The organism is Lysobacter soli (assembly GCF_009755585.1).
Lineage (GTDB): Bacteria > Pseudomonadota > Gammaproteobacteria > Xanthomonadales > Xanthomonadaceae > Lysobacter_J > Lysobacter_J soli.
Genome location: NZ_CP046603.1, coordinates 2,667,099 through 2,680,295, shown reverse-complemented (window position 1 = coordinate 2,680,295; position 13,197 = coordinate 2,667,099). Strand labels below are relative to the sequence as shown.

Here is a 13,197-nt window from a genome sequence, read left to right as displayed (position 1 = left end):
GCCGGCGAAAGCAGCCCCGATGTCCGGGCGCGTCGCCGCGATGGCCGTGGCGGTCCTCTGGGCCGCGGCGGCACAGGCGCAACAGCAGGCTCCGACGCAGACCACGGTCATCCAGGCGGAGAACGTCCGCTTCGACTACGCGCAGGTGCTGCGCGTGACGCCGGTCTACCAGACGCTGAAGGCCAGCTCGGTCGAGGAGCAGTGCGAGGAGGCCAAGGGCGATTCCAAGCTGTCGCGCGCCCTGGGCGCGGTGAAGGAAGCGCTGGGCCGCGAGGAGAAGCAGGACAAGCCCGCCGCCACGCCCGACTGCAAGCCGGTCACCGTCGAACGCGAGTTCCGTCGTCCCATCGCCTACGACGTGGACTACACCTACAAGGGCGCCAAGTACCGCTCGCGCCTGGCGGACGATCCGGGCAACCGGCTGCGGATCCGGGTTTCCGTGACGCCGGTCGTGCAGCCGCCGCGGAGCCGATAGATCCGGCCCGGGCGCGAAGCGCGCGGCTTTGCCGGATCATCGTCCCCGCGCAGGCGGGGACCCATTCCTTGCACGTTGGGTCACAAATCGGTTGCGCCCGCCCCGGTCGCATGCGAGCATTCGCCCCCTCATGAACGCCCTTTACGCCGACGCCGACGTGCTCACCTCCGCCTGGATGGCGGCGGGGATGACCTCGCGCGCGCGCCGACCGTACACCCGCCAATCCGCTGGGTAGACGGTCGCACGCGCCATTCGCAACAGGCGAAGTGACACACGAAAAGCCCAGCCTACGCGCTGGGCTTTTTGCTTTTCGGCCCAGCGAACCTCCTTCGAGATCTTCTTCACGGGAACGCAGTCGATGACCCCCAAGCACTTCCTCAACACCCAGGACTGGTCGCGCGACGGCCTCGACGCACTGCTCGCGCAGGCGGCGGAGTTCAAGCGCAGCAAGCTGGGCGACCAGCTGAAGGGCAAGTCGATCGCCCTGGTGTTCTTCAATCCGTCGATGCGCACGCGCACCAGCTTCGAACTGGGCGCCTTCCAGCTCGGCGGCCATGCCGTGGTGCTGCAGCCGGGCAAGGACGCGTGGCCGATCGAGTTCAACCTGGGCACCGTCATGGACGGCGACACCGAGGAGCACATCGCGGAAGTCGCGCGGGTGCTGGGGCGATACGTCGACCTGATCGGCGTGCGCGCGTTCCCGAAGTTCGTCGACTGGCGGTACGACCGGCAGGACATCGTGCTCAACAGCTTCGCGAAGTACTCGCCGGTGCCGGTGATCAACATGGAGACGATCACGCATCCCTGCCAGGAGCTCGCGCACATCCTCGCGCTGCAGGAGCACTTCGGCACGTCCGACCTGCGCGGCAGGAAGTACGTGCTCACCTGGACCTATCACCCCAAGCCGCTCAACACCGCGGTGGCGAACTCCGCGCTGACGATCGCCACGCGCATGGGCATGGACGTCACGCTGCTGTGCCCGACGCCGCAGTACGTGCTCGATGAGCGCTACATCGGCTGGGCCGAGCATAACGTCGCCGAGAGCGGCGGTTCGTTCCGCGTCAGCCACGACATCGAAAGCGCCTACCGCGGCGCGGACGTCGTCTACGCCAAGAGCTGGGGCGCGCTGCCGTTCTTCGGCAACTGGGAACCGGAAAAGCCCATCCGCGACCAGTACAAGCACTTCATCGTCGACGAGCAGAAGATGGCGCTGACCAACAACGGCGTCTTCAGCCACTGCCTGCCGCTGCGCCGCAACGTGAAGGCCACCGACGCGGTGATGGATTCGCCGCAGTGCATCGCCATCGACGAAGCCGAAAACCGCCTGCACGTGCAGAAGGCCATCATGGCCGCGCTCGCCCGCAACTGATTCGAAGAACCCCACAGAGATCCCCACATGAGCAAAGACATCGTCCTCGCCTTCTCCGGCGGCCTCGACACCAGCTTCTGCGTTCCCTACCTGAAGGAGCGAGGCTGGAACGTGCACACCGTGTTCGCCGACACCGGCGGCGTGGATGCGGAGGAACGCGCCTTCATTGAACAGCGCGCCGCCGAGCTGGGCGTCGCCTCGCACGTTACCGTTGATGGCGGCCCGGCGATCTGGAACGGCTTCGTCAAGCCGTTCGTGTGGGCGGGCGAGGGCTACCAGTCGCAGTACCCGCTGCTGGTGTCGGATCGCTACCTCATCGTCGATGCCGCGCTGAAGCGTTGCGACGAACTGGGCACGAAGGCCATCGCGCACGGCTGCACCGGCATGGGCAACGACCAGGTGCGCTTCGACCTGGCCGTGAAGGCCCTGGGCGATTACGAGATCGTGGCGCCGATCCGCGAGATCCAGAAGGAGCACACCGAAGTCCGCGCCTACGAGCAGAAGTACCTGGAAGACCGCGGCTTCGGCGTGCGCGCCAAGCAGAAGGCGTACACGATCAACGAAAACCTGCTGGGGCTGACGATGTCCGGCGGCGAGATCGACCGCTGGCAGGCGCCGGGCGAAGGCGCCGTGGGCTGGTGCAAGCCGCGCAGCGAGTGGCCGGCGCAGGCGCTGCGCGTGAAGATCGGCTTCGTCAACGGCGAAGCGGTGACGCTCGACGGCGAGAAGATCGAAGGCCACACGATGCTGGCCAGGCTCAACGGCCTGTTCGCGCAGTACGGCGTGGGCCGCGGCCTCTACACCGGCGACACGACGATCGGCCTGAAGGGTCGCATCATCTTCGAAGCACCGGGCCTGACCGCGCTGCTCGCCGCGCATCGCGCGCTGGAGGAAGCGGTGCTGAGCAAGCAGCAGAACCGCTTCAAGCCCGAGGTCGCGCGCAAGTGGGTGGAGCTGGTGTACGAAGGCTTCTTCCACGATCCGCTGAAGACCGACCTGGAAGCGTTCCTGCAGTCGAGCCAGTCCACCGTGAACGGCGAAGTCACGCTGGAAACCAACGGCGGCACCGTGACGGCGGTGGCCATCGAGTCGAAGCACATCCTCAACGCCAAGGGCGCGACCTACGCGCAGGCGGCCGACTGGGGCGTGGCCGAGGCCGAAGGCTTCATCAAGCTGTTCGGCATGAGCAGCACGCTGTGGGCCGAGGTCAACCGGAAGGGTTGAGAAGCGGGCAACTGCAGAAGTGAGAAGTGAGCTAAGCGATGCTCACTCCTCACTACTCTCCACTCACTCCGGCGTAGACGACATGCTCGACCAGACCCTCCAACACCTCGAAGCGCTGGTGTCATTCGATACCCGCAATCCGCCGCGCGACATCGGCACCGGCGGCATCTTCGACTACCTGCGCCAGAAGCTGTGCGGCTTCCGCATCGACGTGATCGACCACGGCGACGGCGCCGTGTCGATGCTCGCCGTGCGTGGCAATCCGACGCGCCTGTTCAACGTGCACCTGGACACCGTGCCCTCGTCGGAAGCGTGGAGCGCCGATCCGCACGTGCTGCGCGTCACCGGCGATCGCGCGATCGGCCTGGGCGCATGCGACATCAAGGGCGCGGCCGCGGGGCTGGTCACCGCCGCATCGCGCACGACCGGCGATGCCGCGTTCCTGTTCTCCACCGATGAGGAAGCCAACGATGCGCGCTGCATCGCGGCGTTCCTCGCCAGCGGCCATTCGTTCCAGGACGTCATCGTCGCAGAGCCGACGAAGTGCGAAGCCGTGCTCGCGCATCGCGGCATCAGCTCGGTGCTGATGCGCTTCCGCGGTGTCGCCGGCCATGCGTCGGGCGCGAACGCGATGCAGGCCAGTGCGCTGCACCAGGCGATCCGCTGGGGCGGGCATGCGCTGGATTTCGTCGAAAGCCAGGCGCACCAGCGCTTCGGCGGCCTGACCGGCCTGCGCTTCAACATCGGACGAGTGGAAGGCGGGATCAAGGCGAACATGATCGCGCCGAGCGCCGAGCTGCGCTTCGGTTTCCGTCCGCTGCCGTCGATGTCGATCGACGCGCTGCACGAACGCTTCGGCACGCTGGTCGAAGCCGGCGCCGTGGAGCGCTACGAGGAAACCTTCCGCGGTCCGTCGCTGCCGTCGGGCGATGTCGCCGATGCGGAGAACCGCCGCCTGGAAGCGCGCGACCTCGCCGACGCCCTCGGCCTGCCGATCGGCAACGCGGTGGACTTCTGGACGGAAGCCTCGCTGTTCTCCGCCGCCGGCCTCACCGCGATCGTCTACGGCCCCGGCGACATCGCGCAGGCGCACACCGCCGACGAATGGGTCGCGCTGGAGCAGTTGCAGCGCTACACCGAATCGGTAACCCGCATCCTCGAAACTGCATGACGACGTCCTGAGCCCCCGCTTTTTGGAGCCCCCTCGAGTCAGGGGGGGCGGCCTCGCCGTGAAGCGGCGAGGCGGGGATGTGGCGCTAGACCCTGAGGGTGTCGCGATGCGACGCCCGTCGGCCCGAAGACATTGCAAGAACAACACCTGATCCGCTCAAAGATGAACGACACCCGCGACATCCAGACGAGGCAAACCATCGTGCGCCTGCTTTCGAGCATGGCCAGCGCGAAGGAGATCTCGCAGTACCTCAAGCGCTTTTCGCAGCTGGACGCCAAGCGCTTCGCCGTGGTGAAGGTCGGCGGCGCGGTGCTGCGAGACGATCTCGAAGCGCTGACATCCTCGCTCGCGTTCCTGCAGGACGTGGGCCTCACGCCCATCGTCATCCACGGCGCCGGTCCGCAGCTCGATGAAGAGCTGTCCGCCGCCGGCATCGTGAAGCAGACGGTGAACGGCCTGCGCGTCACCTCGCCCGAAGCGCTCGCCATCGTGCGCCGCGTGTTCCAGTCGCAGAACCTGAAGCTGGTCGAAGCGCTGCAGGCCTTCGATGCGCGCGCGACGTCCATTGTCTCGGGCGTGTTCGAAGCCGATTACCTGGATCGCGACACGTACGGCCTCGTCGGTGAAGTGAAGCGCGTGAACCTCGCGCCGATCGAAGCCAGCCTGCGCGCCGGTTCCATCCCGGTCATCGCGAGCCTGGGCGAAACCGCGTCCGGCCAGATCCTCAACGTCAATGCCGACTTCGCCGCCAATGAACTGGTGCAGAAGTTGCAGCCGTACAAGATCGTGTTCCTCACCGGCACCGGCGGCCTGCTCGACGACAACGGCAAGGTGATCGACTCGATCAACCTGTCGACCGAATACGACCACCTCATGTCGCAGCCGTGGATCAACGGCGGCATGCGCGTGAAGATCGAGCAGATCAAGGACCTGCTGGACAAGCTGCCGCTGACTTCGTCGGTGTCGATCACCAAGCCGTCGGAGCTGGCGAAGGAACTGTTCACGCACAAGGGTTCGGGCACGCTGGTGCGCCGCGGCGAGCGCGTGCTGCAGGTGTCGCAGTGGAGCGAACTCGATCTGGAACGCCTGCGCGAGCTCATCGAATCGGCGTTCGGCCGTCGCCTGCTGCCCGATTACTTCGAGCGCACGACGCTGCATCGCGCCTACGTCAGCGAGAACTATCGTGCCGCGGTGATCCTCACCAGCGAGGATGCCGGCATTTACCTCGACAAGTTCGCCGTGCTCGACGAAGCGCAGGGCGAAGGTCTCGGCCGCGCGGTATGGCAGGTAATGCGTGAGCAGAACCCGCGCCTGTTCTGGCGCTCGCGCCACGGCAACCCGGTCAATCCGTTCTATTACGCCGAATCCGATGGCTGCCTGAAGCAGGAGAAGTGGAAGGTGTTCTGGTACGGCATGGACAGCTTCGATCAGATCGCCCGCTGCGTCGCGCACAGCGGCGGGCGTACCGCGACGCTGAAGGACTGAGGACGCGATGAGCGCACACGTCGACCACTGGACCCACGTGCCGAGCCTTCGTGGCCAGCACGTCGTGCTCGAACCGCTGCGTGCCGACCACGCGGCGGGCCTGCGCCTTGCGCTCGGCGACGGCGAACTGTCGCGCCTGTGGTTCACCAACGTGCCGGCGCCGAACGATGTCGACGGCTACATCGCCGCCGCGCTGGAGATGCAGGCGCAGGGCAAGGCGCTCGTGTTCGCGGTGCATGATGCGAACGGCGAGATCGTCGGCTGCACGCGCTTCTACGACCTCGATCCGGCGGTGCCGCGGGTGCAGATCGGCTACACCTTCTACGCACCGCGCGTGCAGCGCACCGGGCTGAACACCGAAGCGAAGCTGCTGCTGCTCACGCATGCGTTCGAGACGATGGGCTGCGTGTGCGTGGGCTTCGAGACCAGCTGGTTCAACCACGCGTCCCGCACCGCGATCGCGCGGCTGGGCGCGAAGCAGGACGGCGTGCTTCGCAGCCATCGTCGTCACGCCGACGGCAGCGTGCGCGACACGGTGGCGTTTTCCATCATCGAATCCGAATGGCCGGCCGTGAAGCGCAATCTCCGGCACCGGCTTGAACAACACGAACAAGGGAGCGACCGGACGTGAACAAGTCCGTTGGCATCGTAGGCGCGCGCGGTTACGTGGGCGCCGAACTCATCCGGCTCATCGCCGGTCATCCGGATTTCGAACTCGCGTTCGTGTCCTCGCGCGAACTGGTCGGGCAGCGGGTTGCCGATCAGTTCGAAGGCGTGGAAGGCATCGATCCCGAACTGCGCTATGTCGCGCCGTCTAACGAGGAGCTGCCGGGATTGGGCGCGGACGCGGTCGTGCTCGCGCTGCCGAACGGCAAGGCCGCCGCGTGCGTCGCCGCGTTCGACAACGCGGGCTTGGATCCGGTCATCGTCGATCTTTCCGCCGATTACCGCTTCGACGGCACCTGGTACTACGGCCTGCCCGAACTCACGCGCCGCAAGTACGCGGGCCAGCGCCGCATCAGCAATCCCGGCTGCTATGCGACGGCGATGCAGCTGGCGGTCGCGCCAATGCTCGATGCGCTGGCGGGTCCGGTGCAGTGCTTTGGCGTGTCGGGCTATTCGGGCGCGGGTACGTCGCCGTCGGACAAGAACGATCCGGAAAAACTGCGCGACAACCTGATGCCGTACGCGCTGACCAATCACATCCATGAGCGTGAAGTGACGCGCCAGCTCGGTCACGAAGTGCAGTTCCTGCCGCACGTCGCACCGCATTTCCGCGGGCTGACCATCACCGCGAACCTGCCGCTGTCGGCCGCGTTCGAACGCGACGTGGTCGTGTCGCGCTATCGCGAACGCTACGCCGACGAGCCGATGGTCGACGTGCTCGATGAGGCGCCGTGGGTCAGCCGCATCGCCGGCCACCATCACGTCGAACTCGGCGGTTTCACGCTGTCGCCCGATGGCCGCCGCCTGGTCGTCGTCGCCACCGAGGACAACCTGCTCAAGGGCGCGGCGACACAGGCGTTGCAGAACCTCAACCTCGCGTTCGGGTTCGACGAGAACCGCGGCGTCCCGCAGGTTCGCCACGCAGGTTAGTCTGGCGTCGTTCGCATGCGCGGGCGACAGGAAGCATCACGTAATACCGAGGCCGTCATGTCCGATCTGTTGTGGCAAAAACCCGGCGTCAAGGTCGACGCGCGCATCCAGAAGTTCCTCGCCGGCGAGGACGTGATCCTCGATCGCGAGTTCTTCGTGTTCGATATCGAAGCGAGCCGCGCGCATGCGCAGGGCCTGCAGCAGATCGGCATCCTCACTGCCGACGAGCTCGCCGGGCTCGAGCGCGAGCTTTCCCTCCTCGCCGACGATTTCAACGCGGGTCGCTTCGTGCTCGATGATCAGTACGAAGACGGGCATTCGGCGATCGAGGCGCGCCTGGTCGAACGCCTCGGCGATGCCGGCAAGAAGATCCACACCGGCCGCAGCCGCAACGATCAGATCCTAGTCGCCACGCGCCTGTGGCTGAAGGATCGTCTGTCGCGCCTGCTCGCCACGTGCCGCGAGGGCGCGCAGGTTGCGCTCGCCCGCGCCGAGGCCGAGCAGGCCGTGCCGCTGCCGGGTTACACGCACCTGCAGCGCGCCGTCGTGTCGTCGCTGGGGATGTGGTGGGCGGCGTGGGCCGAGGGGTTCGTCGACGACGCGCAGCGCGCCGCGGACACGCTCGCATGGGTGGATGCCAATCCGCTCGGCAGCGCCGCCGGTTACGGCGTGAACCTGCCGCTGGCACGCGACCACACCACGCAGGCGCTCGGCTTCGGCCGCATGCAGGTGTCGGCCGCGTATGCGCAGCTTTCGCGCGGCAAGTTCGAGATGGCCGCGATCGAAGCGCTGACGTCCGCGCTGCTTGACCTTCGCCGCCTCGCGTGGGACCTGAGCCTGTTCACCAGCGCCGAATTCGGTTTCGTCGCGTTGCCGTCGCAGTACACGACGGGCAGTTCGATCATGCCGAACAAGCGCAATCCCGACGTCATCGAACTGATGCGCGCCAGCTACTCCGCGGCCGCGGCCGCGCGCACGGAGATCGAACAGCTCCTCTCGCTGCCGTCGGGCTACCACCGTGACCTGCAGTTCTCGAAGGGCGCGATCTTCCACGCGTTCGGCCGCGGGCTCGACGCGCTCGAGCTGCTTCCCGACCTGCTGCGCAACCTGGAATGGAAGACCGACCGCATGCGCAAGGCGCTCGATCCGTCGATGTACGCGACCGACCTCGCCGTCGACATGGCGCGCGAGGGGTTGCCGTTCCGTGAGGCCTACCGTCTTGCCGCCGATCCGGCGCGCTGGGCCGAAGGCGATCCGGACGCGAGCCTGCGCGCGCGTGTTTCGCCGGGTGCGTCGGGTGAGCTGCGGCTCGATGCGTTGAAGGAGAGACTGGCTCGTTTGGCGGAGTAACTTCCGGCACATCCTCCCGCGCGCGGGGCGCGGGCAGGCTGGTTCCAATGCAGTGGCAGTCGCGGTTCCGCATCACACGGTACGTCCATGATGAAGGGGAGCTCCATGCGCCGTTGGTTCTTCGCACTGTTCGCGTTCGCGCCGGCCGTCGTGTCGGCGCATGAGATTCCCGCGCCGGCGGCCATCGAGGCCGAAGTCGCGCGGGTCATGCGCGATACCGGCTCGAAGGGCCTCGCCATCGCCGTGATCGACGATGGCAAGCCGGTGCACGTCGCCGCGCACGGCGTACGCAACGCGGCAGGCGACCCGCTGCAGGTCGACACGATCATGTATGGCGCGTCGCTGACCAAGGCGGTGTTCGCCTACACCGTGATGCGGCAGGTCGATGCCGGCCGCTTCACCCTCGACACGTCGCTTGCCGACATGTTGCCCAGGCCGCTGCCGTCCTATGCGTCGGCGGACATCACGAACCGTTTCGCCGACTGGACCGCGCTGGACGAGCGCTGGCGCAAGCTGACGCCGCGCATCGTGCTGACTCATTCCACCGGCTTCGCGAACTTCGGTTTCCTCGAGCCGGACGAGAAGCTGCATTTCCACTTCGATCCCGGTTCGCGCTACGCGTACTCCGGCGATGGGCTGAATACGCTCCAGTTCGCGATGGAGACCGGCAAAGGAATCGACGTCGGGACGGAAAGCGCGCGCATCTTCAGCGAACTCGGCATGACGCGCACGAGCCTGATCTGGCGCGACGACTTCGCCGGCAACCTCGCCGATGGCTGGGACGAGCAGGGCAAGGCCGAGCCGCACGACGAACGCTCCAAGGTGCGTGCCGCCGGCTCGATGGACACCACCATCGCGGATTTCGCGAAGTTCGCCGCGGCATTCGTGCGCGGCGATGGCCTCAAGCCGAGCAGTCGCGCCGAAATGGTGAAGCCGCAACTCGCGATCACCACGCGTTCGCAGTTCCCGACGTTGCAACCGGAGCTTCCGCCGGAACAGCGCCGGAAGGATCTGGCGGCGGGCATTGGCGTGGTCGTATTCGAGGGCCCGCAGGGTCGCGGCTTCTTCAAGGGTGGGCACAACGACACCACCGGCAACACGTGGGTCTGCGTCGAGCAGCGCAAGCGCTGCGTGGCGATCCTGTCGAACGACGTGCGCAGCGAGGCGGGTTTCCCGCAGCTCGTGCGCTTCGTGCTGGGCGAGACGGGCGTGCCGTTCGACTGGGAATACGGCACGCAATGAACGCCTCCGATTTCACCGCGCAACCGCTGCCGCCGTGGCGCCGGGCCGTGCTGAAGGTCGGCAGCAGCCTGCTATCCGGCGAAGACGGCCTGGATCCGCGCCATGCGGGCGCCTTGGCGCGCTTCATCGAACATGCGCGGACGCAGCAGCGGGAGATCGTGCTCGTGTCGTCCGGCGCGGTCGCGGCGGGACGGCATCGCATCGCTGCGGGCGGCGACAACCTCGTGTTGCGACAGGCATTGGCGTCGCTCGGGCAGGCCGCGCTGGTGACGTTCTGGCAGCAGCTGGTCGATCGTCCCGTCGCGCAGGTTCTGCTCACGCACGATGACCTGCGCAACCGGCGGCGCTACCTCAACGCGCGTGCGACGCTGCGCGAACTGCTGCGCCTGGGCGCGCTGCCGGTGATCAACGAGAACGACGCGGTCGCCGTCGACGAACTCAAGCTCGGCGACAACGACAATCTTGCCGCCGCCGTGGCATCGCTGGTGGATGCGGATCTGCTGCTGATCGCCACCGACATCGGTGGCCTGTACAGCGCGCATCCGCGCGACCCATCGGCGCGACCGATCACGCGCGTCGAGACCATCACGCCGGAGCTGCTGCAGGCCGCAAGCGGCGGCGCCGGCACGCTCGGCACCGGCGGCATGCGCACCAAACTCGATGCCGCCGCCAAGGCAGGCGCGGCCGGCATCGCAACCGCGCTCTTCTGCGGCCGTGATGCGGATGTCATTCGGGCGCTCCACGACGAGGTGCTGCACGGAACGCTTGTGCTCGCGCAGGGCGACCGCCTCCGCGCCCGCAAGCAATGGCTGCGGCATGCGCCATCATCCGGCCGCCTGCACGTGGACGCGGGCGCGTTCGCCGCGTTGCACCGTCAAGGCGCGTCGCTGCTGCCGGGCGGAGTGGTGTCTGCTGAGGGGGAATTCCGCCGCGGCGACGTGGTCGAGATAGGCGTCGAGCACGAACCCGCCTTCGCTCGCGGCCTGGCCCAGTACGGCGCCAACGAAGTCCGTCGCATCGCGCGCCGGCACAGCAACGAGATCGAAGCGATCCTCGGATTCCGCTACGGCGAATCGGTGGTGCATCGCGACGACCTGGTGCTGATCGACGCGACGTCGCACAAGGAAACCAGCACGTGAGTGGATACGTCCGCCATCTTGCCGAACGCGCGCGCGAAGCCGCGTCGGTCATCGCGCGGTTGGATGGCGATGCGCGCCGTCGCCTGATCGAACGCATGGCCGATGCGCTTTCGGAGCGACGTGCCGAGGTGATGGCCGCGAATGCCGAAGACATGGAACGCGGGCGCGCGAACGGGCTCGGCGATGCGGTGCTCGACCGCCTCAAGCTCGACGACGCGCGCATCGATTCGATGGCACAGGGCCTGCGCGAAGTCGCGGCGCAGGCCGATCCGCTCGGTGTCATCACGCGGCGCGACGTACGCCCGAACGGCGTGGTCATCGAACGCCAGCGCATTCCGCTGGGCCTGATCGCGATGATCTACGAGGCACGTCCGAACGTGACCGCCGATGCCGCGGCGCTGTGCCTGAAGGCCGGCAATGCGGTGCTGCTGCGCGGCGGTTCCGAGGCGCGCGCGAGCAACGCCGCGATCGCCGCCTGCCTGCATTCGGCGCTGCGTGCCGAGGACCTGCCGGAAGCGGCGGTGTCGCTGGTGGCCGATCCGGCGCGCGAACACGTGCTCGAACTGCTGCAACTGTCGGACCTGATCGACCTGGCGATCCCGCGCGGGGGCGAGAGCCTGATCCGCTTCGTCGCCGAACACGCGCGCGTTCCGATGATCAAGCACTACAAGGGCGTCTGCCATCTGTACGTCGACGCGTCGGCCGATGTCGCGCAGGCGCTGGACCTGCTGGTCGACGGCAAGGCCTCGCGGCCGGGCGTGTGCAATGCGCTGGAAACGCTGCTGGTGCATCGCGATGTCGCGGCGACGTTCCTGCCGCGCGCGATGGAACGGCTCTCCGCGCGCGGCGTCGAGGTGCGCGGCTGCGAGCGGACGCGGGCGATCGTTCCGCACGCCCGCGCAGCGACGGACGACGACTACGCGGCCGAGTACCTGGATTTCGTCATTGCCGTGCGCGTGGTCGACGACCTCGATGCCGCGCTGGCGCACATCGCGCGATACGGCTCGGACCACACCGAGGTGATCGCGACGCAGGATGCAGCGGCGGCGGACGCGTTCGTGCGTGGCACGCGCAGCTCGGCGGTGATGGTGAATGCGTCGTCGCGTTTCAACGACGGCGGGCAGCTGGGCCTGGGCGCGGAGATCGGCATTTCGACCACGCGACTGCACGCGTACGGCCCGATGGGCGCCGAATCGCTGACGATCGAGCGTTTCGTCGTGCGCGGGGAAGGGCAGGTGCGCCACGCGGAGTCGCGCGGCTGACCGTCACTCCCTGAGCCGCTGGACGCCGAGCCACCGCTCGCCCGGTGCGAGCGTCACTGGTTCCACCACCGTCGCCGCTTCCACGCAGATGAAGCGCAGGTGTTCGCCCGCACCGAGGTCGCCCATCGAAGCCGCCAGCGTGGCGCCGGGATTCCATACGACCGCATCGCGGAAGCCCTCGCTTTCGATGTGCAGCGTCGAGTCGCCGTCGCGCAGGCGCAGCGACCGTGGCGCGGAGGCGTAGATGCGGTCGAGTTCGCCTTCGAAACGGATCGGCGCGTTCGACGCCGGCATCGGGATGCCGTTGCGCGCCAAATCCTCGTAAGGCGTGGACTCCAGGCCGTCGAGTTCCACCGCGGCGAGCTTCGCCACGCGCAGATAGGTGTGCAGCGCGGCGGTGAAGGCGAACGGTGCGTCGTCGCGGTTGAGCACTTCCAGGCCGACCTGCAGCGCATCCGCACCGAGCGCGACGTGCAGCCGCGCGCCGAAGCGGACAGGCCACAGCGAGCGCGTGTGTTCGTCGTCGTCCAGCTCGAATACCGCCGACTCGCCGAACGGCGTTGCCTCCTGCAAGCCGGCGAAGCGCCATTCCAGCAGCCGCGCGAACCCGTGCTTGACCAGCGCCCCGCGTGCGCCGAACTGCGGAAAGATCACCGGAATGCCGCCGCGGATCGCGGTTCCCGGCGTCACGCTGGCGTTGGGGCTGAGATACAGGCGCTCGCGGGCGGGGGAGGGCTTCCACGACAGCACGTTCGCGCCGTGCAGGCTGACGTCGGTCGTGGCGCCGCTGGAATGGCGCAGGCGCACGCAGGAACGGCCGCGCTGCTCGAAGGGTTCGATGGACAGGGGCATGGCGGAGCGCCGAAGGGACTGCGCGGCATCAT

The 13,197-nt window shown here is 67.6% G+C and carries 13 protein-coding genes; 11 read left to right on the top strand and 2 right to left on the bottom strand.

The genetic code is table 11. From position 1 onward, the window contains the following. Positions 1-19: 19 nt before the first annotated feature. Positions 20-475 (top strand): hypothetical protein, encoded by a 456-nt coding sequence (locus GOY17_RS12180; protein ID WP_232338419.1) that lies wholly within the window; start codon positions 20-22, stop codon positions 473-475. A 141-nt stretch (positions 476-616) separates the two neighbouring features. On the opposite strand, the gene GOY17_RS12175 is transcribed toward GOY17_RS12180, so the two are convergent. Then, positions 617-820, bottom strand: coding sequence for a hypothetical protein (locus GOY17_RS12175; RefSeq protein ID WP_157030610.1), 204 nt, complete (start codon positions 818-820; stop codon positions 617-619). Positions 821-833: 13 nt separating this feature from the next. Here GOY17_RS12175 and GOY17_RS12170 point away from each other — a divergent pair, with 13 nt between their 5' ends. From GOY17_RS12170 to GOY17_RS12125, 10 genes are all read left to right on the top strand, one after another. Then, positions 834-1,844 carry an N-acetylornithine carbamoyltransferase gene (locus GOY17_RS12170; RefSeq protein WP_157030609.1) on the top strand — a complete coding sequence of 337 codons (1,011 nt, stop codon included), beginning with the start codon at positions 834-836 and terminating at the stop codon, positions 1,842-1,844. A gap of 27 nt (positions 1,845-1,871) precedes the next feature. After that, a complete protein-coding gene (locus GOY17_RS12165) occupies positions 1,872-3,068 on the top strand; it encodes an argininosuccinate synthase (RefSeq protein WP_157030608.1) in 1,197 nt (398 codons plus the stop codon). Between the two features lie 82 nt (positions 3,069-3,150). Next, complete coding sequence (locus GOY17_RS12160; RefSeq protein ID WP_157030607.1) at positions 3,151-4,239, top strand: acetylornithine deacetylase; 1,089 nt, start codon at positions 3,151-3,153, stop codon at positions 4,237-4,239. 162 nt (positions 4,240-4,401) lie between these two features. Continuing rightward, positions 4,402-5,724 (top strand): acetylglutamate kinase, encoded by a 1,323-nt coding sequence (locus GOY17_RS12155; protein WP_157030606.1) that lies wholly within the window; start codon positions 4,402-4,404, stop codon positions 5,722-5,724. Between the two features lie 7 nt (positions 5,725-5,731). Next, positions 5,732-6,355, top strand: a complete 624-nt coding sequence (locus tag GOY17_RS12150) for a GNAT family N-acetyltransferase (RefSeq protein WP_157030605.1) — start codon at positions 5,732-5,734, stop codon at positions 6,353-6,355. Continuing rightward, on the top strand, positions 6,352-7,320 hold the full coding sequence (gene argC / locus GOY17_RS12145) for an N-acetyl-gamma-glutamyl-phosphate reductase (RefSeq protein WP_157030604.1): 969 nt from the start codon (positions 6,352-6,354) through the stop codon (positions 7,318-7,320). Before GOY17_RS12150 ends, argC begins: the two co-directional genes overlap by 4 nt. Before the next feature lie 57 nt (positions 7,321-7,377). After that, complete coding sequence (argH, locus tag GOY17_RS12140; protein WP_157030603.1) at positions 7,378-8,670, top strand: argininosuccinate lyase; 1,293 nt, start codon at positions 7,378-7,380, stop codon at positions 8,668-8,670. 105 nt (positions 8,671-8,775) lie between these two features. Beyond that, positions 8,776-9,912 carry a serine hydrolase domain-containing protein gene (locus GOY17_RS12135; protein WP_157030602.1) on the top strand — a complete coding sequence of 379 codons (1,137 nt, stop codon included), beginning with the start codon at positions 8,776-8,778 and terminating at the stop codon, positions 9,910-9,912. Continuing rightward, on the top strand, positions 9,909-11,051 hold the full coding sequence (proB, locus tag GOY17_RS12130) for a glutamate 5-kinase (RefSeq protein WP_157030601.1): 1,143 nt from the start codon (positions 9,909-9,911) through the stop codon (positions 11,049-11,051). Before GOY17_RS12135 ends, proB begins: the two co-directional genes overlap by 4 nt. Then, entirely contained in the window at positions 11,048-12,313 is a 1,266-nt protein-coding gene (locus tag GOY17_RS12125; protein WP_157030600.1) for a glutamate-5-semialdehyde dehydrogenase, read from the top strand. Before proB ends, GOY17_RS12125 begins: the two co-directional genes overlap by 4 nt. 3 nt (positions 12,314-12,316) lie before the next feature. On the opposite strand, the gene GOY17_RS12120 is transcribed toward GOY17_RS12125, so the two are convergent. Next, a complete protein-coding gene (locus tag GOY17_RS12120) occupies positions 12,317-13,165 on the bottom strand; it encodes a D-hexose-6-phosphate mutarotase (RefSeq protein ID WP_198173679.1) in 849 nt (282 codons plus the stop codon). Positions 13,166-13,197: the final 32 nt, after the last annotated feature.

Coding starts and splice junctions, on each gene's coding strand:
- GOY17_RS12180 (WP_232338419.1), top strand. CDS start 20: ATGTCCGGGCGCGTCGCCGCGATGGCCGTGGCGGTCCTCTGGGCCGCG.
- GOY17_RS12170 (WP_157030609.1), top strand. CDS start 834: ATGACCCCCAAGCACTTCCTCAACACCCAGGACTGGTCGCGCGACGGC.
- GOY17_RS12165 (WP_157030608.1), top strand. CDS start 1,872: ATGAGCAAAGACATCGTCCTCGCCTTCTCCGGCGGCCTCGACACCAGC.
- GOY17_RS12160 (WP_157030607.1), top strand. CDS start 3,151: ATGCTCGACCAGACCCTCCAACACCTCGAAGCGCTGGTGTCATTCGAT.
- GOY17_RS12155 (WP_157030606.1), top strand. CDS start 4,402: ATGAACGACACCCGCGACATCCAGACGAGGCAAACCATCGTGCGCCTG.
- GOY17_RS12150 (WP_157030605.1), top strand. CDS start 5,732: ATGAGCGCACACGTCGACCACTGGACCCACGTGCCGAGCCTTCGTGGC.
- argH (WP_157030603.1), top strand. CDS start 7,378: ATGTCCGATCTGTTGTGGCAAAAACCCGGCGTCAAGGTCGACGCGCGC.
- GOY17_RS12135 (WP_157030602.1), top strand. CDS start 8,776: ATGCGCCGTTGGTTCTTCGCACTGTTCGCGTTCGCGCCGGCCGTCGTG.
- proB (WP_157030601.1), top strand. CDS start 9,909: ATGAACGCCTCCGATTTCACCGCGCAACCGCTGCCGCCGTGGCGCCGG.
- GOY17_RS12120 (WP_198173679.1), bottom strand. CDS start 13,165: ATGCCCCTGTCCATCGAACCCTTCGAGCAGCGCGGCCGTTCCTGCGTG.